22 protein-coding genes and 1 pseudogene are annotated in these 24,332 nt (G+C 31.7%); 3 read left to right on the top strand and 20 right to left on the bottom strand.

Annotation, left to right across the window (positions count from 1 at the left end):
* Positions 1-17: 17 nt before the first annotated feature.
* Complete coding sequence (cysI, locus tag FPB0191_RS10730; RefSeq protein ID WP_082018315.1) at positions 18-1,784, top strand: assimilatory sulfite reductase (NADPH) hemoprotein subunit; 1,767 nt, start codon at positions 18-20, stop codon at positions 1,782-1,784.
* Between the two features lie 280 nt (positions 1,785-2,064).
* On the top strand, positions 2,065-3,018 hold the full coding sequence (locus tag FPB0191_RS10725) for a LysR substrate-binding domain-containing protein (protein WP_039107071.1): 954 nt from the start codon (positions 2,065-2,067) through the stop codon (positions 3,016-3,018).
* Positions 3,019-3,042: 24 nt separating this feature from the next.
* On the opposite strand, the gene FPB0191_RS10720 is transcribed toward FPB0191_RS10725, so the two are convergent.
* From FPB0191_RS10720 to FPB0191_RS11825, 15 genes are all read right to left on the bottom strand, one after another.
* A complete protein-coding gene (locus FPB0191_RS10720) occupies positions 3,043-4,122 on the bottom strand; it encodes a sulfate/molybdate ABC transporter ATP-binding protein (RefSeq protein WP_039106013.1) in 1,080 nt (359 codons plus the stop codon).
* 9 nt (positions 4,123-4,131) lie between these two features.
* The gene (gene cysW / locus FPB0191_RS10715; protein WP_039106011.1) at positions 4,132-4,989 is read right to left on the bottom strand and encodes a sulfate ABC transporter permease subunit CysW; all 858 of its coding nucleotides are present in this window, start codon (positions 4,987-4,989) and stop codon (positions 4,132-4,134) included.
* A 14-nt stretch (positions 4,990-5,003) separates the two neighbouring features.
* Positions 5,004-5,837, bottom strand: coding sequence for a sulfate ABC transporter permease subunit CysT (gene cysT, locus FPB0191_RS10710; RefSeq protein ID WP_039106008.1), 834 nt, complete (start codon positions 5,835-5,837; stop codon positions 5,004-5,006).
* A gap of 82 nt (positions 5,838-5,919) precedes the next feature.
* Positions 5,920-6,957, bottom strand: coding sequence for a sulfate ABC transporter substrate-binding protein (locus tag FPB0191_RS10705; RefSeq protein WP_052236951.1), 1,038 nt, complete (start codon positions 6,955-6,957; stop codon positions 5,920-5,922).
* A gap of 392 nt (positions 6,958-7,349) precedes the next feature.
* On the bottom strand, positions 7,350-8,237 hold the full coding sequence (locus FPB0191_RS10700) for a hypothetical protein (protein WP_039106007.1): 888 nt from the start codon (positions 8,235-8,237) through the stop codon (positions 7,350-7,352).
* A gap of 1,335 nt (positions 8,238-9,572) precedes the next feature.
* Positions 9,573-10,259: an NYN domain-containing protein gene (locus tag FPB0191_RS10695; RefSeq protein WP_052236950.1), complete on the bottom strand. Its 687-nt coding sequence runs from the start codon at positions 10,257-10,259 to the stop codon at positions 9,573-9,575.
* A gap of 12 nt (positions 10,260-10,271) precedes the next feature.
* A complete protein-coding gene (locus FPB0191_RS11830; protein ID WP_052236949.1) occupies positions 10,272-12,242 on the bottom strand; it encodes a hypothetical protein in 1,971 nt (656 codons plus the stop codon).
* 980 nt (positions 12,243-13,222) lie between these two features.
* A complete protein-coding gene (locus tag FPB0191_RS12455; RefSeq protein ID WP_052236948.1) occupies positions 13,223-13,495 on the bottom strand; it encodes an Imm31 family immunity protein in 273 nt (90 codons plus the stop codon).
* 559 nt (positions 13,496-14,054) lie between these two features.
* Complete coding sequence (locus FPB0191_RS10680) at positions 14,055-14,429, bottom strand: hypothetical protein (RefSeq protein ID WP_039106005.1); 375 nt, start codon at positions 14,427-14,429, stop codon at positions 14,055-14,057.
* 81 nt (positions 14,430-14,510) lie between these two features.
* Positions 14,511-14,738: an Imm31 family immunity protein gene (locus FPB0191_RS10675; RefSeq protein ID WP_039106003.1), complete on the bottom strand. Its 228-nt coding sequence runs from the start codon at positions 14,736-14,738 to the stop codon at positions 14,511-14,513.
* A gap of 83 nt (positions 14,739-14,821) precedes the next feature.
* Complete coding sequence (locus FPB0191_RS10670) at positions 14,822-15,043, bottom strand: Imm31 family immunity protein (RefSeq protein ID WP_039106001.1); 222 nt, start codon at positions 15,041-15,043, stop codon at positions 14,822-14,824.
* 52 nt (positions 15,044-15,095) lie between these two features.
* Positions 15,096-15,287 (bottom strand): polymorphic toxin type 17 domain-containing protein, encoded by a 192-nt coding sequence (locus FPB0191_RS12620; RefSeq protein WP_419185263.1) that lies wholly within the window; start codon positions 15,285-15,287, stop codon positions 15,096-15,098.
* A gap of 275 nt (positions 15,288-15,562) precedes the next feature.
* Complete coding sequence (gene imm31, locus FPB0191_RS10665) at positions 15,563-15,781, bottom strand: Imm31 family immunity protein (RefSeq protein ID WP_039105999.1); 219 nt, start codon at positions 15,779-15,781, stop codon at positions 15,563-15,565.
* A 23-nt stretch (positions 15,782-15,804) separates the two neighbouring features.
* The gene (locus tag FPB0191_RS12310) at positions 15,805-18,177 is read right to left on the bottom strand and encodes a polymorphic toxin type 17 domain-containing protein (protein WP_039105998.1); all 2,373 of its coding nucleotides are present in this window, start codon (positions 18,175-18,177) and stop codon (positions 15,805-15,807) included.
* A gap of 484 nt (positions 18,178-18,661) precedes the next feature.
* Positions 18,662-20,299: a hypothetical protein gene (locus tag FPB0191_RS11825; protein ID WP_052236947.1), complete on the bottom strand. Its 1,638-nt coding sequence runs from the start codon at positions 20,297-20,299 to the stop codon at positions 18,662-18,664.
* 688 nt (positions 20,300-20,987) lie between these two features.
* On the opposite strand from FPB0191_RS11825, the gene FPB0191_RS12450 reads away from it, so the two are divergent.
* Positions 20,988-21,116, top strand: coding sequence for a hypothetical protein (locus FPB0191_RS12450; protein ID WP_258324726.1), 129 nt, complete (start codon positions 20,988-20,990; stop codon positions 21,114-21,116).
* Between the two features lie 290 nt (positions 21,117-21,406).
* On the opposite strand, the gene FPB0191_RS10650 is transcribed toward FPB0191_RS12450, so the two are convergent.
* The 5 genes and pseudogenes from FPB0191_RS10650 to FPB0191_RS10630 all read right to left on the bottom strand — a co-directional run bounded on the left by FPB0191_RS10650 (position 21,407) and on the right by FPB0191_RS10630 (position 23,897).
* Positions 21,407-21,589 (bottom strand): Imm31 family immunity protein, encoded by a 183-nt coding sequence (locus FPB0191_RS10650; protein ID WP_052236946.1) that lies wholly within the window; start codon positions 21,587-21,589, stop codon positions 21,407-21,409.
* Positions 21,590-21,717: 128 nt separating this feature from the next.
* Positions 21,718-21,936 carry an Imm31 family immunity protein gene (locus tag FPB0191_RS10645; RefSeq protein WP_039105995.1) on the bottom strand — a complete coding sequence of 73 codons (219 nt, stop codon included), beginning with the start codon at positions 21,934-21,936 and terminating at the stop codon, positions 21,718-21,720.
* A gap of 23 nt (positions 21,937-21,959) precedes the next feature.
* A pseudogene (locus tag FPB0191_RS10640) lies at positions 21,960-22,121 on the bottom strand (polymorphic toxin type 17 domain-containing protein); the annotation flags it as partial.
* Positions 22,122-22,147: 26 nt separating this feature from the next.
* Positions 22,148-22,573, bottom strand: coding sequence for a hypothetical protein (locus FPB0191_RS10635; RefSeq protein ID WP_039105992.1), 426 nt, complete (start codon positions 22,571-22,573; stop codon positions 22,148-22,150).
* A complete protein-coding gene (locus tag FPB0191_RS10630) occupies positions 22,551-23,897 on the bottom strand; it encodes a hypothetical protein (protein WP_039105989.1) in 1,347 nt (448 codons plus the stop codon). The genes FPB0191_RS10635 and FPB0191_RS10630 overlap by 23 nt, the downstream gene beginning before the upstream one ends.
* Positions 23,898-24,332 lie beyond the last annotated feature (435 nt).

Raw genomic sequence — 24,332 nt, 5'->3', positions numbered from 1 at the left:
TTATTGAGTGATGCAATATGAGCAACAACAAACCTAGAACAGTTACCCTAACTCAAGCGGTAAATTTAACTCCTCCGCAAAATGATGTCTCAGATTTACCATTATCGGATTCTGAACGATTTAAACGAGAAAGTAATTATTTGCGAGGCACTATCGTTGATGATCTGAATAATGGCCTAACTGGCGGCTTTAATAGTGATAATTCTCAGCTCATCCGCTTACATGGCATGTATCAGCAAGATGACAGAGATATTCGTAAGGAACGGCTAGAACAAAAACTTGAGCCGTTGATCAATATGATGCTCCGATGCCGTCTTCCTGGGGGGATTATCACGCCCAAACAGTGGTTAACGATTGATAAATTTGCTACCGAGGCAACAAGGTATGGCAGTATTCGGCTGACTACCCGACAAACATTTCAGTTTCACGGTCTGTTTAAACACAGTCTTAAATCAGCGCATCAGTTATTACATAATATAGGACTTGATTCGATTGCTACTGCTGGCGATGTTAATCGTAACGTCTTATGTACTTCAAATCCAATAGAATCAAAAGTTCATCAACAGGCTTACTACTGGGCAAGCAAAATTTCAGAGCATCTTTTACCAAAAACCCGCGCTTACATTGAAATCTGGTTAGACGGTGAAAAACTAGCTACCCCCGACAGTGAGCCTATTTTAAGTTCAACTTATTTACCGCGTAAATTTAAAACCACGGTAGTTATTCCACCAGTTAATGATGTTGATGTTCATGCTAATGATCTTAGTTTTGTGGCTATCGCCGAAAAAGGTGAATTGATTGGTTTTAATGTGTTAGTGGGCGGTGGATTGGCTATGACTCATGGAGATAAAACAACCTATCCGCGTAAAGCGGATGATTTTGGTTTTATTCCTGTAGAAAAGGTTCTGACCTTTGCCGAAGCTGTTGTTACCACACAGCGCGATTGGGGTAACCGTCATAATCGCAAAAATGCCAAAACGAAATATACACTTGAGCGAGTAGGGGTGGAAAACTTTAAAAAAGAGGTGGAGCTACGCGCAGGCAGTGCTTTTATGACCAGTAAACCTTATAAATTCACTCAAAGAGGGGATCAATTCGGTTGGTATAAAGGTATTGATGATAACTGGCATTTAACGCTGTTTATTGAAAATGGCCGATTGCTTGATTATCCAAACAAACCCTTAAAAACGGGCGTAGCTGAGATCGCTAAAATTCATCAAGGTGATTTGCGCATTACCGCTAATCAAAATTTGATTATTGCTAATGTGCCAGCAGAACAAAAAGAAGCCATTGAAAAAATTGCCCGAGAGTATGGACTGCTTGACGATACGGTCACATTACAACGTAAATATTCCATGGCATGTGTTTCTTACCCGACTTGTCCGCTTGCTATGGCCGAAGCCGAACGTTTTTTGCCGTCATTTGTCACTAAAATCGAGCAAATGTTAAGTCAACATCACTTATCCGATGATTATATTATTTTACGAGTAACAGGCTGTCCTAATGGCTGTGCCAGAGCGATGTTGGCCGAAGTAGGCATGGTGGGGAAGGCGCCAGGTCGCTATAATTTGTATCTGGGCGGTAATCGAGAGGGTACACGAATCCCACGTTTATATAAAGAAAACGTGAATGTTGAAGAAATTTTATTGGTTCTGGAACCGTTAATTAAAGATTGGTCGGTTCATCGTCATCAAGATGAGGGGTTTGGTGATTTTGTTATTCGTCATGAAATTGTTAAACCAGTATTAAATTCAGCGATTGATTTTTATCAGGTTGCTAATTAAAGCGCATATAAGTGTTTGGTAGATGCTTTTAACGTTGTTATTGACTGGTAGATATAGCAATAACGCATATGGTTATCACTTTATCATATTTGTCTTTTTTATATGTTTTTTTATACTTAAATTGTTTATCAAAATATATGATTATTTTGAATAAAATTAATAAGAAGCCTTATTTATGGATTAATTGACATATCTATAATCAGTTTGATGTTATTAAGTAAATTTAGTGCAAAGCAACTATATCAATAGGGATAAAGTCATTTTACTCGGATGCTCGATGATGAACATACAACAATTAAGAATTATTCGTGAAGCAGCGCGTTGTAATTATAATTTAACCGAAGTCGCTAATACTTTATATACGTCCCAATCTGGCGTAAGCCGACATATCAAAGAACTAGAAGAAGAACTGAATATTGAGCTCTTTATTCGTCAAGGTAAACGTTTGATCAATATGACTGAACCGGGTCTAGAATTGGTGGTTATTGCAGAACGGATTTTAAATGAAATTAATAATATTCGGCGTTTATCAACCGTTTTTTCTAATACTGATGAAGGATCATTAGTAATAGCGACAACTCATTCACAGGCGCGTTATATTCTCCCTAATATTATTAAATCCTTTAGAATACTTTTTCCAAAAGTCCATATTATTATCAATCAAGGCTCATCAAGTGAGATTATTGCCCAGCTTCTTTCTGGCGAGGCTGATATAGGTATTGATAATGAGAGAGTGGATAACAGCTGTCTTGCTACCTACCCTTTTTATCGTTGGCATTACTCGATTGTGACACCGAAAGATCATCCTTTAACCAAAGCCGACAAAGTAACATTAGATATGTTGCAACCCTTACCCATAATTACTTATCGACAAGGGATCTTTCCTCGCAAAAGCATCGATAAAGCATTTTCAGCGATAGGATTGGCGCCTAATATATCATTGAACGTCCAAGAACCTGACGTTATAAAAACCTACGTTGAATTAGGTTTAGGAATTGGTATTTTAGGCAATAAAATGTATAACCCTGAGTATGATGTAAACTTGGTCCAACTTGATGCAAAACATCTGTTTGAATCACATGTGACATGGCTAGGATTAAAGCGGCATAAATTGCAGCGTAATTACATTTGGCGTTTTATTCAATTATGCAATCAAGAGCTTGCACTAGAAGATATTAAAAGTCATGCTTTATTCGATCAGACAACATCAGCAATAGTTGATTATCAGATCTAATTGGTATGGTGGTTTCTAATATCATTAAATCATAAACTCAACTAATTGATCCTGTACAAAGATATTTATTAGTATCGGTTGAAAATAGATATGATCACCTATTTCAACGTGCTGTTGTTCATATTGACGATAACTTACCGAGACATCAATATGCTTTGGTTGTCCTGCTACCGCAATTTCTAAAAAAACCGTTGGACCAGCGGTATGGATGCGTACGACTTGTCCTTGAATATCATTCTTTCTAGCTGTTTTGGCAATACTGATTTCATGAGGTCGAACATAAGCGATAGCTGACTGATCAGCCCAGTTCCCTTGCGCTTGCATATCTTTTTGAAAATCACCAATGATTAAGGTATTGTTTTCAATGTAACCATGTAAAAGATTAACGTCTCCTAAAAAGTGCGCCACAAAGGCTGTTTTTGGTTGTTTATAGACTTCTGTTGGCGTGCCTATTTGCTCTATTTGACCTTGGTTCATTAAAATTATTTTATCGGCAACTTCTAGCGCCTCGTCTTGATCATGTGTAACAAAGATGCTAGTTACATTCAATTCATGATGGAAATCACGCAACCAGCGTCTTAAATCTTTACGAACTTTAGCATCTAAGGCGCTAAAAGGTTCATCCAGCAACAAAACATTAGGTTTTGATGCCAACGCACGCGCTAAGGCAACTCGCTGTCGTTGTCCTCCAGACAGTTGGTCAGGATAACGTTTAGCAAAATTCTCTAATTGGACTAATCCAAGCAACTGATTAACCCGCTCATTAATCGCAGTTTTACTTAATCGTATTGATCTTGGCTTCATTTTTAACCCAAATGCCACATTTTCTGCTACATTCATATGGCGAAAGAGTGCGTAATTTTGAAACACAAATCCAATATCTCGTTGTTTAGCACTAAGCGGTGTTACATCAGTATCAGTGAAATAGATTTTACCTGAGCTGGCTGTTTCTAAACCGGCTATAATGCGTAGTAATGTGGTTTTACCACACCCGGAAGGACCTAAGAGCGCAACTAATTCACCTTGTTTTATACTAAAGTTAATATTTTTTAAAGCATTGAAGTTTTTAAAACTTTTATTAATATTCTGTAGTGTAATACCCATAGTTACCTCTTAGTGGCCTAAATAAAGTTCATTAACTAAGCGTCGTTCAATCCATTGACGAATTAATAATAAAGTAAGCGACATGATTAATAGCAAAATCGCGACACTAAATGCGGCAACAATATTGTATTCATTGTATAAAATCTCTACATGTAAGGGTAACGTATTGGTATAACCACGAATATGCCCAGAAACAACGGATACCGCGCCAAACTCACCGAGTGAGCGAGCCGTGCAAAGAATAACGCCATGCATCAATGCCCATTTTATATTTGGTAGTGTGATATGGAAAAAAATTTGCCAACCATTTGCGCCAAGTACACTGGCTGCCTCTTCTTCATGGGTTCCTTGTGCCATCATTATTGGAATCAATTCTCTCGCGACAAAAGGAACAGAAACAAAAATGGTTGCTAAGATAATACCGGGAATGGCATAGATTATTTGGATATTCCATGTCTGTAAAAAGGGATAAAATGCACTTTGTGCACCAAATAGTAATACATAGATTAAACCCGCAATAATGGGAGATATTGAGAATGGCAAATCAATTAAGGTCATTAATATCTGTTTGCCTTTAAACTGGTATTTAGTGATAACCCAAGCAGCACACACACCGAATATGACATTTAAAGGCACCGCCACACCAACAGCAATAAGTGTCAATTTAAATGCAGCTAAGGTATCTGATTCAGTGATCACCTGCCAAAAAGCCGTTATCCCATTGGCGAGTCCTTGTGCCAATACTACCAAGAGCGGTAAAAATAACAGAATTAAAAACAATAATATCGCTAATAGTATTAATAATAACTGCACACTAGTCAGTGCTTGTTTTTTATCGGTTATTGGGTTTGTTGGCAATATTGGCATAAATTTACCTATAATTAGTTATTTTTATTAATATTACGGTTGAGTCTTCGCTGTAATGTGTTCATTAAAAATAATAGTATGAAAGCGATCAATAACATGGTTATGCCTATGGCGGCAGCAGCATCATAAGCATATTGGTCAAGCTTTGAGACAATCAATAATGGTAAGATTTCTGTTTTAAATGGAATATTTCCAGCAATAAAGACTACCGAACCATACTCACCAATAGCACGAGCAAAAGCGAGGGTAAATCCAGTTAACCAAGCAGGTAAAATAGCCGGTAGAATAACATGCATAAAAATTTGCCGAGGTGATGCGCCAAGCAGACTGGCTGCCTCTTCCTGTTCGCGTGGTAAGTCAGCCATTACAGGTTGTAGAGTGCGGACAACAAACGGTAGTGTGACAAATAGTAGTGCTAAGGTAATACCAATTGGCGTATAAGCGATTTTAAAACTAAACCAATAGCCAATAGGACCGTTTTGAGCGTAAATTGCCGTTAAAGCAATACCCGCTACCGCAGTTGGCAAAGCAAATGGGATATCAATACAGATATCCATTATTTTGCGTCCTGGAAAACGATAACGTACCAGTACCCAAGCCAACAATAAACCAATGAAACTGTTTAAAGCTGCACTTATCAATGCGGTACTTAATGAAAGCATTAGCGCTAATAAAAATTGTTTACTGAATAATAACTTTTCCCATTCATGGAAAGACAATTTAGTGGAATAAATAAACAAGCTTAATAGCGGAATGAGAACAATCAAACTAAGAAAGGTTAGAGTATAACCTAACGTTAAGTTAAATCCGGGTATATTGCGTTGTTGTTTAAAGCTTGCCACTTTCATAACTTACACCTTTAGAACTTGTACCTTTATCGCATAGGGTTGAGTGATAACAACACATAACATAACCATACAAAAGCAATGTTTAGTTTATTTCAGCATAAATCTCATCAAATATTGCACCATCACTAAAAAAGGCTTTTTGTACTTTTTGCCAACCTCCAAAGTAATCGTTAATGGTTACTAATTTAATTTCAGGAAACTGCTTAGCATACTGTTTGAGGATGTTAGGATTTACTGGTCGATAAAAATGCTGAGCAATGATATGTTGTGCTGGTTCACTATATAAATACTCTAAATAAGCTTGCGCTTGCTTACGTGTGCCTTTGCTATCTACGACTTTATCCACTAAGGCGACGGTCGGCTCTGCTAAAATCGATAATGACGGCATGATGATTTCTAACTGATCGCCACCTTGCTCTTTTAACGCTAAATAAGCTTCATTTTCCCAAGCAATTAATACATCGCCTAAACCTCGTTGCACAAAACTAATGGTTGCGCCTCTAGCTCCAGTGTCTAAGACGGGGACATGTTGATATAATTTGGTTACAAATGTTCGAGCTTGTTCATCGTTACCGTAAGTGCTTCGAGCATAAGCCCAAGCAGCTAAGAAATTCCAACGCGCACCACCTGAGGTTTTGGGATTGGGTGTTATTACTTCAATATCATCTTTAATTAAATCACTCCAATCATGAATCTGTTTTGGGTTACCTTTGCGGACTAAAAACACAATTGTGGAATTATAGGGTGCACTATTATTTGGCAATCTACTTTGCCATTCAGGTAATATATTAGTTCGATAACGATTTAGCGCATCAATATCACTCGCTAAAGCAAGTGTCACCACATCGGCTTGCAAACCGTCAATCACTGAACGCGCTTGTTTACCAGATCCTCCGTGCGAATTTTTTATAGTCAGCGTTTCACCTGTCTGTTGTTGCCAGTACTCAATAAAGGTCTGATTATAGGTTTTATAAAATTCACGAGTTGGATCATACGAGACATTAAGTAATTCAACACTATAGGCATGACCCATAAAGGTGCATATAGCGAATAAAATTAAGCTAATACTTAACCAATATTGTTTCCGAACGATAGGTGTTTTTTCCACTTGATACCTCATATTATTAAAGACATTAGCTTCTTTAGATAGGAATACCAAGATTAGACCAAATTATCGAAAGATGCGAAAACGATTATTTTGCATTAGGTTATAACAAAAATAGATATGCTAAGGGGGGTTTAAATTTAGCGTGAGTCTTATTTTGTGTGTATTGAGTGAATGATTATGTGTTGAATATATGGATTTTGTTGGTAATGCGTAAGTACTAAGAGTGAAATGATAAGCAGAATTCTATTTTTTGCATGGAATAAGTTACAACTTCAAGTTAACATTTAATAGCAAATTATAAAACAGTAAAGTAATCTATTTATAATCATATTTATCACATCAACTTGTCCATGCAAAAATTTAGATTAGCCTAGTAGTCAATCTCGTGACTTTTTTATCTGATTTTATTCAAGACGATAATCCATGTATTGCAATCCATCTAACCAAAAATTAATATATTTATTATCTTTTACGTTTGGGCTAGTTTCACTTAAAATAAAAACTCGTTTCGGATATTTATCACATAAATTATTCATGTTTTCTAAACTGAATTTAGCATAAGGACTATTTCCAATGGTAGATAAAGAAATAAAAAACGATGGTCTAACTTCCAGTTCACTATATTTAAGTTTATTATCAAATCTTACTACAAATCCTTTGCCGTCTATTTTGTTAAACCATGCCAAACCAAAATAAATACGATATTCATCATCAAAATCATGAATATCTTGCCCATTGATTTCGATAAAAAATTCTTCAATAGGTAGTAGTGTCCCTACTTTGGGGATCTGTACAGTCTTTTTTTCTTTATTAAGAAATGAACTTACTAAAGAAGAGACTGTATTAGTAGGCTGCATCATTCGCTTATTTGATTTATTCAAATTTGTTTTATATTCAGATTTAAGAATATTTTCTTCTAAATTAATTGAACTCTCAGTTTTTGTTTGTTGATTACTAGCTAGACGAAGATCTAAACGAACAGCGTTACTAATATAAACATCGTTTTCGGAATAAATATCGCTTGGCTCAGCTTTTTGATTATTTTTTTCAGTAATTGCCTGATTAATTAGGCAGTTTATATTATGCTCGCCAACTACTCTATAGTAAGGAGGAATTTTTCTTTGAGATTTCTCTTTATCTAAATTTGCACAGGTCACAGCAGCATCACAGTTTTCATCAGGGCAAGTAAAGGCATATTTTGATGAAATTTTACCTGAAGAGAAATTATAATCGGCATCTTCAGGGGTTATTGTTCTCTTTAAATCTTGAGAATAGGCTTTCTCTAATTTCATAATGTAAGTCCTTGTTGATTAGTATTTCTAGTTTTTGTTTGGTTTTTTTAAGCAAACTAATTTTTGTTGAAATTTCTTTAAACCGGTCTTATAAAGAATCAATTTTTATTAGGATTAATGAGATGTTTTTCCCGTCAAAACCCCAATATTGTTTTTCGCTATATGAGTACTATTTACGATATTTAATCCTTTGATTTTTAAATTACAATTAGATCAATCTCATTATTTATAATGTATGGGATACTATATTATTTCCATTTTATATGAGTTGCTTCAAGGCTAATTGACTTACAGTTATGTTTTAAATTGTAATCAGAGATTAAGTATTAATAATTATTTACATGTAAAAAGATTTATATCTGAATTTAGTCATTTAAGATTTATTAGAATTAAGTAAATTCATTTTTTAATGTAACAAACGAAAATGATTTTGTTTAAATTGTTTTAATACGCAAATAATAATAAGAATTTATGTCATGTTTGCTGATGGACTTTTTCCAGATAGTGATATCAGTAGTTTTCTGTTGTAATTATTTAATATCCAATCTATTAACACTCAAAACAAATTTAATGAGTAGTAAAATATTACAAATATCGTATAATTTTTGTGATTTCCCTCAAAAAACTTTAAGTTGGCATAAAAAAGAATAATAATTAATCAAAAAATCCAAACAACGATTTCTTAAGCTTATTGAAAATAAATATATTTAAAGTTCTTCTATTAAAATATTAAATGAAAAGAACTAACGGATGCTAGCTAATTGTCATCAGGTCAATGGATTAATTTTATTAAACAAAATGATGTTGAAGATAAATTTATCAATTTTAAACAACTTAACTTCGAAACATTGAAACTATTGTTTATGTGAACTTACCATTAATAAATAATATCTAGAGCGATAATATGCTAGTAGGAGAGGATTGGGATAAACTTAGAAACAGATATGAAGCTAAATGGTTAGTATACCAATACATTGATGTATTGATACAAACAGATGAATCTTAGTGGTTATGCTTTGAAGGCATTACATCAGAATATAATGTCTTTTCTCAAGACCTGACGAAGAATATGAGAGGTTTAAACCTAACAGCAAAACTGTCAATAATTTATCAAAATCTGAAAATGACTTAAACCAAGAAAATATACTGAATTTTGATAAATTGATTCATGAATGGGATCTTTCAAAAGAAATTAGTTATTTATTATCTGTTTTTTTATTTGATTAATCATAAGTGACACAGTTAAATAGAATATTCCATTAAACATCTAACCTGAATATAATTAATTTTCCACCAAACTAAGAAAGCTTGGTGGAATAATTTTATTTAATCTAATTATATGGCTCTAATAAAAATAGTACTATTTTCTTTTTTCATTTCAAACAAGTTTGTATCTTTAATTAAGAGAGATAATTTTTTATATCCATATTGTTGTATAGAAAAATCACTTTTATTTTTTTTAAGATATTCCCCCATTTTTGTAAGATTAACCCAACCTGTTAAATCTTTGGTCGCATTTGTTGCTTCTAAAAGTATCTCGTTAATGTCTTCTCTATTAGCTTTAGATATAAGTTTTGGTAACATCATTTTTTCAATGTAATTAAATTGATTGCATGAACGTTGAAAAGTATTTGGTGTTGATCGCTTTCCAAATCCATAAACTTGAGTACCATTTTGGCGGATTCGAGTTGCTAAGGGTGCAAAATCACTATCACTTGATACAATGCAAAAAATATCAAACTTTTCTGTATAGAATAAATCCATTGAATCAATCACCAATGCAATATCAGTAGAATTTTTACTTTTAGTTGATGCAAATTGTTGTATCGGAATTAGTGCATTAAGCATAATTTTTTCTTTCCATTTCGATAATCTTGGCGATGCCCAATTGCCATAAATTTTTTTTGTACATATCAATCCATATTTAGATATTTCAGCTAAAAGTGGGTCAATAATTTCTGGTGATGTGTTATCAGCATCAATCAGAACAGCTATATTTTTAACGTTATTCATTCTGATCATGATGTTTACCTTTTATTTGTTGTACTTAATATACGGTTTATGTAATGTTTTCCGAAAATATTCGGCACACTGCTTGGCATAATATTCTTGATTAAATAAGCTTATCTCAGGCATCCCATGATTAACCATTTCTTGATAATAACGATAATGATTTTGTGGAATGTATTTACCTGATGTTGCCACTTCTATTGCTAAAAGATCATATGCAATTTTACAACGAAAAAGATTACCATAATTATATTCTGAGCAGTGATTTAATGCTTCCCGGAAAAGTTTTTTCGCTTGAGTAAAATCATTTTGTGACAATACATGTTTTGCTTTGTAGTTTAACAAAGGCGCTTTCCAAGCTATATAATCATTATTCTTTTCGGCTTCATTTAGTAAGTTTTCTACTTGTATAGAGACATCAAAGGGTTGTATAGGATCATCATCCAAATAATGGCCTAGCTTCAATAAAATAACCATCATTTTCTCATAAGAAGATTTTGCTAATTCTGATAATTTTTCGATTAGAATTAATTTCTGTGGAGGTTGTAAAGTAGCTTTGTTAAAAAATTGATAAACCGTATCGAATTGATTTTCATTTTTTATTAGTAATGTAAATTCTTGCGGAGTAGACAAAGGGAAAAGTTTCATCAGTTTTTTTACATTATTTCTTATTTCCTCTTCTTTTAGTTCTTCATTATAAAGTTTTGAAAAAATTTTTAATAATGAAGTATCACTATATGGGAAAATATCTTCTAACTCATTTTGAGGAGTAAAATTTAAAAATTTATCAGTTAATATTTGGGATACAAGCAGATGGAGTGATTCTGGTTTTGCTTTTGTTCGGGAAATGGATAATAAAATTTGTGTTAAATGAGGTGGGATATTATTATCAAAATAGATTTCTTCCTCTTCAATAGAATGCCTATTCATCTTACACGAAAAAATTGATAAGTTATAAACAAATTTATAGAGTGAAATAAGCTGTAACAACTTATTTTTACCGGGATCTGGGCAAAGTTTATCAACATTTGGAAATAGAAATTTAAGTAAACGAATATAACCATCTTGAGCAATACGCGCCATTAAAAAATAATGACGAATCATTTTCGGCTCTGGCTTTCCATAACGAATAGCTAATAATTCAATAAAGTGTTTTTCCATCTCAATATCTGAATTTCTATTTAAAATATTTACCAATGTCTCGACTTGAGTAATTGGTATTTCGTGGATTAATATTTCTGCAATATGTTTTGTATCTAAACTTTCAAATTTTTGTTTAACAAATTGTAATGCTAAGGAAAATTGCTCTGTATGAGATAAATCATCTTGAATTATGAAACAACCTTTAAACTCTAAATTATTTAGTGAGTCAGGAAAAAACTCTTCAAATTTAGAGGGTTGTGGTACATTTTCTGAGACTTTCCAGTTATAAAGTGTTCGAATTAGTGTATCTGTTTTTTTATCATCAGGATCTGCTTTGTCACGGTACTCTGTTATAAACTCCTGCATTGATATACCCAATAAATCTAATAACCAATCCACTATTTGTGCAACGGGTAAATGTAATATTTTTTTATTATTTCTTTCAATAATATCAGGTAAATACCAAAATTTACCACCAGGCATTCCTTTATCAGTAATATCATCAATATTCCAAAAGGTCATGTATCTAGCTAGACTAGGTACACCAATGTAAGCTAACCAAATCCATACTATCTGTTGTTTAGTTGCATTTCCCGTCCATGTATTTAATTCAACTAATTTGAAGAAATATTCAACATCAGATAGATTTTTGTAAATATCTGATTTAGCTTTAATATCTAATTTTAATTTACTGCATATATCTTCAAAAATAGCTTTATATATTTTTTGAACCCCTTCTTTTTGTATTCTACGAGTTGAAAATTTTCGTTTTTTATTTGTTGAAAGACGTATTCCACCAAAACTTTGGTTGATTTGAAGTAAAATACTTTCGAAGGTTGGAATTGTTGGCATAATTATTACTCCTCTTGTTTTGAGTAATATTATGAAAAATTATTACCATATACTATGAAAAATGCTGTCCCCCCCCCTTCATATTTGAAAAATAAGTTTTATAAATAACATAGTTCTATAAATAACATTTAATTCAGCTTACCTTCTATAGTATATATCGGGGCTTTATCTATCATAAAAATATCATTTAAAATCAAACTATTATTTCTTTATTGTGACAAATATATCGTTTTTATTACTTTTTCCATAACAAAAAATCAGTTCTTTAGATAAAGTAGATAAGTTGGTTTGTGATTGAAATGTAATACTTTTAACAATTTAGTTGATGATGTGATCAATAATAAAACAAATAAGTCTCAGGAGTTTAGAATGGGGAATATCACAATTTATTTGATTCAGTTCGGCAATAAAAAAGACACAGGTTATATCTTGTTTATTTTTTTGAATTTGTTTAGGCTGTTTTTATGCGGCTATAAGCTCTTTCTGGTTTATGATCAGCGTAAACTCTAACAAACAACGGTGTAATTCATCATTGTACTTAATTTTTTCGATTGCAAAAAATAATAAAAGATTTATTTTTATTTGTACTGCCTAATCTTTAGTTTTTGCTTTTACTATTTAAATTTATCGATAAACATGTCGTTTGTTATTAGGCTACAATGGTTCAAATATATGTTCTTTTTCTTCAATCAAAATTAGTCTTGAAGTGAAATAGTTTAGGAGATAATTTATCCTTGCTGCTATACTTTTTTCCTAACCTAGATTGTCGGTGTTCTCTTCTGTACACGTTCCCAATATTCATCACTCTTAGACTCAAGATTATTTAACATTCATAATATTTCAGCTTCAATAATTTCCCTTGTCAATTTTTTTGCTTGTATATAATTAATATCATGCATAAATATGTTCCTTTACTATGTAAATATATTTAATTTAATATTTGGAACTTTAATTTTTGATGCAATATCTTTTAAATAATATTAATAAAAATTTTCGCGTTTAAATTGCTTTCCTGTTGGTTTTAAGCAATCAGGACTAAAACAAAGTCCAGTTTCTCCATCAAGTAAAGAAACCTCATAATCTCCATCAAGTAAAGAAACCTCATAATCTCCATCAAGTAAAGAAACCGCATAACTATAAATTATACCATCTTCCTCACTTATTCCCATAATAACTCCTTTTTTGCCTATATATTCAGCATATGGACAATTAGGAAGAATCTCAACTTCTTGATAAAAATCAAATTTAGTCATAATAAAATTACCATTAATTTACTTTATTTATGTGTTATCTTTCCATCTAGAGATACATTTAGATATCTATCATCTCAAGATGCCCAACCAAGCTGTTTATTACCTAGTTTTGATAATTGAACATCTCATTCATTATGAAACTTAACAAGGTATCCGTTATTATTTTCTCTAGGAAATATGTTTTTGAACAAACCTAATTTTACTTGTAATTGGTAATTTTACAATATTAAGTCTTTGAGCTGTTGTTAAAGATTGGGCAGAAACTAGTGAACTATATGGCTAAAGATTGATTTGTGTTGAATAGTAAACCATATGAAAAAACTTTAGACATAAAAATAATTTTACTCTGGTATCTTTTCTTGAAACTGGTGCATGTACGTGGAACGAAGAGGTCTTTGGACGTGTTAGTATTATTGGGGCAGGGGATTTAAGTGAGGGAATGCATCGTTAAGGCTCATTCTAGATTTTGTGGATTTGTAATTAAATCTAATGGTTAATTCTGTCACTAAATTTTACGATAAAAACACACTGTTTTGTGTCAGCATATTTTTTTAGAGGTTTATGTTCCTAATAAAATGTCGGCTCTTTTGCTATAGTGTTCATCTTCATCAAGCGTATAGTTATTTTTTAATAATACATTTAGTTCAACTTTATCTTTTGTATATTCTAATATCTCATTATTGTTTAGCTCTGTATTAATTTTTAATTTAGATAATTTATTTAACAGGTAATCAGGAATAAAATTATGTTTTAAGCTTATTATTGATAAATTTTGAATAACAGCGACTAAAATCTTATTATTTTTTTTCATGCTAATAACTAAATTTTCAAATACAGCCGGAATAGCTTGTTCAGCGCTAAATCCTTCATCTATAAATTCATGATAAGATTCTATTGTTAATTTCTTTGCTTCTATATAATTAATATCATGCATAAATATGTTCCTTTACTATGTAAATATATTTAATTTAATATTTGGAACTATAATTTTTGATATAATATCTTTTAAATAATATTAATAAAAATCTTCGCGTTTAAATTGTTTTCCTGTTGGTTTTAAAGCTTTTCCGTCAAAACAATCAATTTCATTTTCTCCATGAACCCAAACCCCATATCCATATAAAATCCCATCCTCTTCGCTTATTCCAACAATGACACCTTTTTTTCCAACAAATGCTTGAAGTGATTCAGGTGCTGTTGGTAAAATTTCTACTTCTTGGTAAAGATTTAATGTATTTATCATTTCTAGTAACCTTATTCTTTAGGTGTTATGTTTCCATTTAGATTTGGAACTTTAATTTTTGATGCAATATCTTTTAAATAAGATTAATAAAAATCTTCGCGTTTAAATTGTTTTCCTGTTGGTTTTAAATCATCTTTATCAAAATAACTGACTGTTTCTTTCCCGTTAATAACAACGCCATAACCATAAATCACACCATCTTCTTCACTAATACCAACAACAATTCCTTTACAACCGATATATTCTTTGTGTGTACATGATGTTTGAATCTCTACTTCCGAATCAAAATCTATTTTATTTTTCATACATTACCTATTTATGTGTTATTTTTCCATCTAATGAAACATTTAAATGCTTTCAATCTCGATATGCCCAACCAAGCTGCTTAGTTCCTAGTTTTGATAATTGAACATCCCATTCAAATTCTGGTCCTGCTGTTCTTGATGGACATTTAATACATTCATAAAGAAACCTATCAATGTATCCATTATTATTTCCTCTGAGTAAAGATTTGTTTGGAAAATACGATTTTGAAGGGACAAATCTAATCAGGAATAAATGTTGTAAGCTTATTATTGATAAATTTTGAATAGTGGCGACTAAAATTTTATTATTTTTTCATGCTAATAACTAAATCTTCAAATACCGCAGGAATGGCTTGGCCAGAGCTAACCCCTTTCTGTATAAATTCATGATAAGATTCTATTATTAATTTTTTGCTTCTATATAATTAATATCATGTATAAATATGTTCCTTTATTGTGAAATATATTTAATTTAATATTTGGAAATTTAATTTTTGATGCAATATCTTTTAAATAAGATTAATAAAAATCTTCGCGTTTAAATTGCTTTCCTGTTGGTTTTAAGCAATCAGGACTAAAACAAAGCCCACTTTCTCCATCAAGTAAAGAAACCGCATAACTATAAATTACACCATCTTCCTCACCTATTCCCATAATAACTCCTTTTTTGCCTATATATTCAGCATATAGACAATTAGGAAGAATCTCAACTTCTTGATAAAATTCAAATTTAGTCATAATAAAATTACCATTAATTTACTTTATTTATGTGTTATCTTTCCATCTAGAGATACATTTAGATGTTTGCCATCTCTAGATGCCCAACCAAGCTGCTTATTACCTAGTTTTGATAATTGAACATCCCATTCAAATTCCTGTCCTGCTGTCCTTGATGGACCTTTAACCCATTCATTATTGAAATTATCTACGTAACCATTATTTGGACCTCTTTCAAGGGGGTCATTTGGCTTATATCTTTTACGAGGAACAAACCTAATTTTACCTGTAGTAGGTAATTTAGCATATTTCAGTCGTTGCGCAATAGTCCAAGGTTTAGCAGATCCTAGTGAACCATGTGGATTAAATGTCGGCTCCTTCAGCTCGATCTTATTTGCTTGATTTAGGTGGATTTTTTCAATTGAAATTGTAACTTCGGTTGGTGTAAGCGCTCTGCCCCCTTTAGCTGAGTTTATGGGTTTAAATTTAATAATATTAGTGCTCTGACTGGTTGTTTTAAGTAAGGCACTAGCTTTACCCACTAACCCTATATCCACCAAGGAATAAGCTATTTCACCATAACCTTTTGGTAGTAACCCTGACCATTCTATCAACTCTCCACCATAAGTCGGTGTGTATTGATTGGTATACATTGACCGCATACCTGCTTGTATATTATCAAGTGCGACAAATCCAATTACTGCCGCTAATGGAGCTCCAATACCGGTTGCACCAACAACGCCGGCTACATATAAGCTAACTGCACCTCCAGCAACTTGCATTGCACCAGTAATACGCGGTAAGTTTTCTATCACGGTTTCTTTGATTTGGTCACCATAAAAGTAACCGGTTATTCCACCGACAATCCCACCCGAGCCTATTCCAATTAATGTATTGTTAATATCTTGTTTAGTAAAAGTAGGATTGACTAGTTTAGGGAATAGTTTGGCAACAAAATCCTTTTCAACGGGCTCTGCATTTAAATGCCAATGTTTTGTTGCCGACCATTTAGATGGGATTTTAATATTTACTTTACCATCAGGATTAAAACGTCCCACAATACGATAAGCATTGTTATCGGATATAATTTCATATCGGTAGTTACGATGAAGCTCAAGTTGAATATAGTCTAAAGGCTTTAATTCAACATAACTATAATCCAGCTTTGTAGCTTTTAGTTGATATTCGCGCCTTGTTTCGACATGTCGAATCAAACCAGGTTCACGCATGAGTTTTAACAGTTTGATAGCATTGAAATATAATGATTCAATTTCGCTTAGCTGGTCTAATTGTGTATAGTGTTTAACTTCTTGTTTAAGTAAACTTTCATAATCATTTTCATGATCTGTTCCATCAAGTACTAATGGTTTACTAAGATATTCATTCGCAGTGAGCGTCAATTTATTGCTATGGTAAGCATAATCTGTTTTGTCTTGACCATCGCTATGACGTATATTATGCAGTGCTTTTAAAGTCTGTTTTAGTAATTTTACATCTGGAATTGCACCTTCTCCTTCATCGGCACCAATATTCCCTATACGCCGTTTTGCGGTGATAAAATCCGTTTTATGGAGTAGCGCTAACATTTGGTAGAAAAATACGCCAATGGTTTCATCAGGACGAAACGCGGATTCATCATCTATTTTTTTAGTCTGATTATAATGCTGTGGTGAGACCCCATAATTAATCAGACTCGCAAGTGCTTCATCTTGTTCAACAGTAAAGGGGGAATTGCCTGAGCGGAGTAAGTTGCTCAGTTCATCAAGCCAGCTTTGTGCTAATGATTTGACTCGGAGTGATTTATCACCTCGTAGAGTTAGGTCATAATTTCCTTGTAAGCCACCTAATAAAATATGCACTTTAGGTAACACCTGAATTGATGAAAATGCATCACCATGTTTTAAAAAAATTTCATTTGCACTGGTTTGGGTGTTGGTGACTAATTGATTGTTACTGGCATCAAGAATTTGTATTTGCTCCGGATGATGATTCTGTAAATTGACAATTAACCAACTATCATCCGATTCATAATAAGGATCTTTCTTGATTACTGGTATTGAGCGAAATTCATTACAGGAAAAAGATGAGTTATCGTGATAACCGTTAATCTGTGGTTGATGAATTAAGATAACCTGTTCATTATATAATGCTGTTGTTAATACTTTAGCAACTTTATCGGCGCATTTATGATAATAAGTTTGATAAGGTAAACCGACTTGCTGTAGTACCAGATAAAAATTTTTACAACTTTCAGGTTCATTAACTAATTGTTTTACAATGTCTTGATATTGATTGTCATAAAAATATTTAATTCGTTTGGGTTTAGGGGAATAGTAACCTGATTGTTGGTTAGATAATTGATAATTATCCTCAAGCTGTTGCCAATCTTTGGCAAGCATAAGCTGGTAGAAGTACATTTTATTCCTTACAATTTTTTATTTTTTATAAAAAATGTAAACTATAACATAATAAAATTGGAGAAAAAAAGAGATAAAAAAATCAAAATAAGCGATCACTTTTTCATGTATTTTAAGCTTTAGAGTAAAATTTCGACCAATAAAAATAAGCACGCATGTTAGTAAAAATAAACATGTATTTTAATTCTTGCATTCTAAGAAATTCTCTACAATTATTGTAAATAAAGATTTGAATGTTCTTTTATCGAAACATGCAATTATCTAACTAAATGTATCCATATTGGTATACATTTTTTCACTTTATTTGGAGTCGTTTTAGCTGAACTTGGTCAAGTAGTGAAATAAAGTTAATGTCTTATTTGAGACGGTTTTAGGCATAAAAAAACTGCTAAAAGTAGGTCTTAAAATTTGGTGATTGGCGTCTGAAAGGGTAATCAAAACATAACCTGACTAATGGGAAAATATTTTGTCTAAATTTGATCATCTACACCATCTCTTGTTTAAAACAATTAATTATTTTTTCATTTTTTAAATCAAAATATTTATAGGTAATAGGAATATTGTATATTTGACGTAGTTTTAGAAGATATTTTTTTGCTGAATCAGTTAGTTTATTTGGCGTAATGATAACTAACTCTATAATATTTTCTTCATTATCATAATGAGCATATTCCAATAATTGTCCTATGGCATCTCTTATGCATTCCCTAATATTATTTGAGGTTTTGATTTCATAAAAAACATATCCTTTTTCTAATTTAACAACAATATCTATTTGACCTCGCGTTCCTAATTGATTTTCAGTACCAACATTTTCTTTACCATGTTCTTTGCATAAAATATTATAAATTTGATCTTGAATTTGATTATGAATTAGATTCTTTTCAAACTCTTGTTTTCTAATACTTACTTTAGATGTTGTTGATTTGTTATTATTTCCTTTTTTAAATACAAAACCAGCATTATATTCAATTACACTTTTAGGCTCTTTTACAAATTTTAATAAATTATAATAAGTTGAACTAACTGCTTTATCTGTATGTTCAAATGGTACTGGTGTATCCAATAAATCAAGATCATCTGGTTTATACTTTATGACAGCAAAGTAATCTTCATCGGCTTGCTTAAAGGCGTCAACATTTGCGCCAACAGCTTTTAATTGTTGAATCATTTCATCATACCAACCATTAGCTTTATAAATTGAGAAAACTCTTTTGGATTCTTGTCTATCAATGACTTCAGCTTTTTTTATTTTACCTAACCAATAACGAACTTTTGTGTTTTCATTTATAGAATATAAGTAAAGATCAAAAATTTTTTGTTCTAAATATTTGTTTCTATAATGAACGATGGGTCGGAGATAACCATAGCAATATCCGTCAATTAATTTTGTTTTATCAAATAGCCACTCCTCATGACCATATCCTTTTTCTTTCTCATAGGTTTCTGAATTGGTTGATTTCCCTTCTGTTCCAGAAGGTCTTTCCCAATTATGCTCATTCCAACAAATTCTACCTACTCTTTTTCTTTGAAAAAATTCTAATGTTTGCCATGGGTAAGTAATTATATCCATATTGTTAAAACCCGGTTTTTTATTATTTTGGTAAAACTTTAGAATATTATGACTAAGCTCAAACCAGCTATTAGAAAAACTAGGTACCTCGATATCATCAACATTATTTTTTAAATATTTTTGTAGTGTAATAAGCGATTTTTGATCAACAATATTAGATAGTAATGATGGTTGTAAAGAGGCAATCAACCTGTGCGTGGCTGATCTTTTATGATTGACAGTGCATGTTCTAATTAAATTATCAATTTTACTATATAATTCATAATTACAGACATTTTGCTGTATTGCTAATTGTTTAAGTAATGGTGATAATTCTGTCCATTTATTTTTTATATTCTTTTTTTCTTGATTTGTGAAATAGCCCTGTTTTAAAGAAGCAACACATTGCTCAGAAGATCGCTCAAAGAATTCATTAAATATATCACTGTCCCATTTATCCCAGTTCACATCACGTTTGGCTTGCGCAATGAATAAAGGAACATATTTTTTATATTCCGACAGCCAATCATCCCGTACAGTAATATTATCAATAATCTCTAAAAATTTCATATGGTTGACCGATAATATCAAGATATTATTTTTTATTTATAAATAATAACATTATTCTTCGATATACACTAAACTATATCTAATAAAGGCAATGTCATTATGTTAACTCAGCTATATTGACAATTATCGAGTTCAAAACAAGAAATAAACTTTGGAATGGAAAACTAAATAGAGTTTGTAATTCTTATGTATGTTGGTAATTTGCTTATTTCTAACTTCAATTAAAAGGTGTTTGTAATCATTTGATTAGATAATAAGCTTGTTGTCTGATAACAAAAGCAGATTTGATTGATATTGAATTTTTAAACATTAAATGAATCAAGATCTAAGATTTATTAATTGCTTTATAGCCATAATTTTAAATTCTGATGGCTTTGCAATTTTCCGATTAAGACTATATGTCAAATATTAGATTTCAAGTATTTTTAACTGCTCAATCTGCGAAATATCCATTCCAGCATATTTTGAATAATAATTTTTTTAGACCTGTTAATTGATTAATCACACTTTGAACTGTTTCTTTACCAAATATACCTTATTTGTAAAATTTCTGATTTCTGTTAAGAAATTTATAGTTTGTTTCTTTTTACTTTTATTTGTCCCCGAAGTGCATTAATATAATGTCATAATTATGCGGTTTAGATAATCTACATAAAGATTCATTAACTTAAATTAAAAGGAATAATTTATGAGTAAAAAATCAAATCATAATGCCGATATTGAAAACTCAAATAAAGGAACGAAAGGAACCAATCAAACCTACGATAAAAATCAAGGAAATAGAGGGAAACAATTAAACCCTAACAACAAAAAGTAGTATAATTTGAGGCTAGTCAAGTCAGACTAGCCTATCTTAATTTATACCTGATTTTTAATCATTTTCGTTATTTCTTTAGAGATTTTTTTATTTCTCTCTCAAATTTAAGACTGAGCTGCTCATCACTTAAACATTGAGGTTTTATTAATCTTTTTTCAAGAACAGGATAGCCAAAAGCTTATAGTAATAATCAAAAATAAACCGTGTTCGCTAAAACATTTGTCAAAAAATGAACATTACGAATCGAAAAACATAAAGAAATAAAATGACCCCAAATAAAAAACAATAATTTAACAAAAATCTTCGCGTTTAAATTGTTTTCCTGTTGGTTTTAAGCAGTCTGTTTTAAAATAATAGCCATTTTCCTTATCATATAAATCAACAGCATAACCATAAATAATTCCATTTTCTTCACTAATTCCTGTGATAACTCCTTTTTTGCCAATACACTCTTTTTGAAGACAATTATCCAATACTTCAACTTATTGATAAAACTCAAATTTAGCCATGATATAATTACCATTAATTTACTTTATTTATGTGTTATCCTTCCATCTAGATTTGGAACTTTAATTTTTGATGCAATATCTTTTAAATAATATTAATAAAAATCTTCGCGTTTAAATTGCTTTCCTGTTGGTTTTAAGCAATCTGTTTTAAAATAATAGCCATATTCCTTATCATATAAATCAACAGCATACCCATAAATAATTCCATTTTCCTCACTAATTCCTGTGATAACCCCCTTTTTGCCAATACATTCTTTTTGAAGACAATTATCCAATACTTCAACTTCTTGATAAAACTCAAATTTAGTCATAATATAATTACCATTAATTTACTTTATTTATGTGTTATCCTTCCATCTAGAGATACATTTAGGTGTTTGCCATCTCTAGATGCCCAACCAAGCTGCTTAGTTCCTAGTTTTGATAATTGAACATCCCATTCAAATTCTTGTCCTGCCGTACTTGATGGACCTTTAACCCATTCATTTTTAAATTTATGACTGCATACCTGCTTGTATATTATCAAGTGCGACAAATCCAATTACTGCTGCTAATGGAGCTCCAATACCGGTTGCACCAACAACGCCGGCTACATATAAGATATAAGCTAACTGCACCTCCAGCAACTTGCATTGCACCAGTAATACGCGGTAAGTTTTCTATCACGGTTTCTTTGATTTGGTCACCATAAAAGTAACCGGTTATTCCACCGACAATCTCACCTGAGCCTATTCCAATTAATGTATTGTTAATATCTTGTTTAGTAAAAGTAGGATTGACTAGTTTAGGAAATAGTTTGGCAACAAAATCCTCTTCAACGGGCTCAGCATTTAAATGCCAATGTTTTGTTGCCGACCATTTAGATGGGATTTTAATATTTACTTTACCATCAGGATTAAAACGCCCTACAAAACGATAAGTATCGTTATCGGATATAATTAATTTCATATCGGTAGTTACGATGAAGCTCAAGTTGAATATAGTCTAAAGGCTTTAATTCAACATAACTATAATCCAGCTTTGTAGCTTTTAGTTGATATTCGCGCCTTGTTTCGACATGTCGAATCAAACCAGGTTCACGCATGAGTTTTAACAGTTTGATAGCATTGAAATATAATGATTCAATTTCGCTTAGCTGGTCTAATTGTGTATAGTGTTTAACTTCTTGTTTAAGTAAACTTTCATAATCATTTTCATGATCTGTTCCATCAAGTACTAATGGTTTACTAAGATATTCATTCGCAGTGAGCGTCAATTTATTGCTATGGTAAGCATAATCTGTTTTGTCTTGACCATCGCTATGACGTATATTATGCAGTGCTTTTAAAGTCTGTTTTAGTAATTTTACATCTGGAATTGCACCTTCTCCTTCATCGGCACCAATATTCCCTATACGCCGTTTTGCGGTGATAAAATCCGTTTTATGGAGTAGCGCTAACATTTGGTAGAAAAATACGCCAATGGTTTCATCAGGACGAAACGCGGATTCATCATCTATTTTTTTAGTCTGATTATAATGCTGTGGTGAGACCCCATAATTAATCAGACTCGCAAGTGCTTCATCTTGTTCAACAGTAAAGGGGGAATTGCCTGAGCGGAGTAAGTTGCTCAGTTCATCAAGCCAGCTTTGTGCTAATGATTTGACTCGGAGTGATTTATCACCACGTAGAGTTAGGTCATAATTTCCTTGTAAGCCACCTAATAAAATATGCACTTTAGGTAACACCTGAATTGATGAAAATGCATCACCATGTATTAAAAAAATTTCATTTGCACTGGTTTGGGTGTTAGTAACTAATTGATTGTTACTGGCATCAAGAATTTGTATTTGCTCCGGATGATGATTCTGTAAATTGACAATTAACCAACTATCATCCGGTTCAAAATAAGGATCTTTCTGGATTATTGGTATTGAGCGAAATTCATTACAGGAAAAAGATGAGTTATCGTGATAACCATTAATCTGTGGTTGATGAATTAAGATAACCTGTTCATTATATAATGCTGTTGTTAATACTTTAGCAACTTTATCGGCGCATTTATGATAATAAGTTTGATAAGGTAAACCGACTTGCTGTAGTACCGGATAAAAATTTTTACAACTTTCAGGTTCATTAACTAATTGTTTTACGATGTCTTGATATTGATTGTCATAAAAATATTTAATTCGTTTGGGTTTAGGGGAATAGTAACCGGATTGTTGGTTAGATAATTGATAATTATCCTCAAGCTGTTGCCAATCTTTGGCAAGCATAAGCTGGTAGAAGTACATTTTATTACTTACAATTTTTTATTTTTTATAAAAAATGTAAACTATAACATAATAAAATTGGATAAAAAAAAGAGATAAAAATTCTTAAAATAAACTATCTATTTTTATATACTTTTGAGCGTTAATACGAAATTATTATTTTAATAAAATATGTTTAATAATGTTAAAAGTGAATATATAGATACTATTAACTGTTTATTCAAAATTATGGAAAGCGTTAAAGTCATTTTATGAATACACGTCATTATTGAACTGAATGTAACCGGGTTTGTATCCGATTTTGCACTTTATATGGGGTAATCTCAGTTGACAAAGGAAATCCTTTGAAAGGTAGTTTGGAAAAGGCTTTAGACATAAAAAAACTGCTAGGGTTAAGTTTTGGAGTTTGGTGGTTGGATATGGGGTTGAATTTAATCAAACCAAATCTTATTAATT

Origin of the sequence: Frischella perrara (assembly GCF_000807275.1) — a bacterium.
GTDB lineage: Bacteria > Pseudomonadota > Gammaproteobacteria > Enterobacterales > Orbaceae > Frischella > Frischella perrara.
Note: the sequence above shows the minus strand (reverse complement) of the source record. Positions and strands in the feature narration are given on the sequence as shown.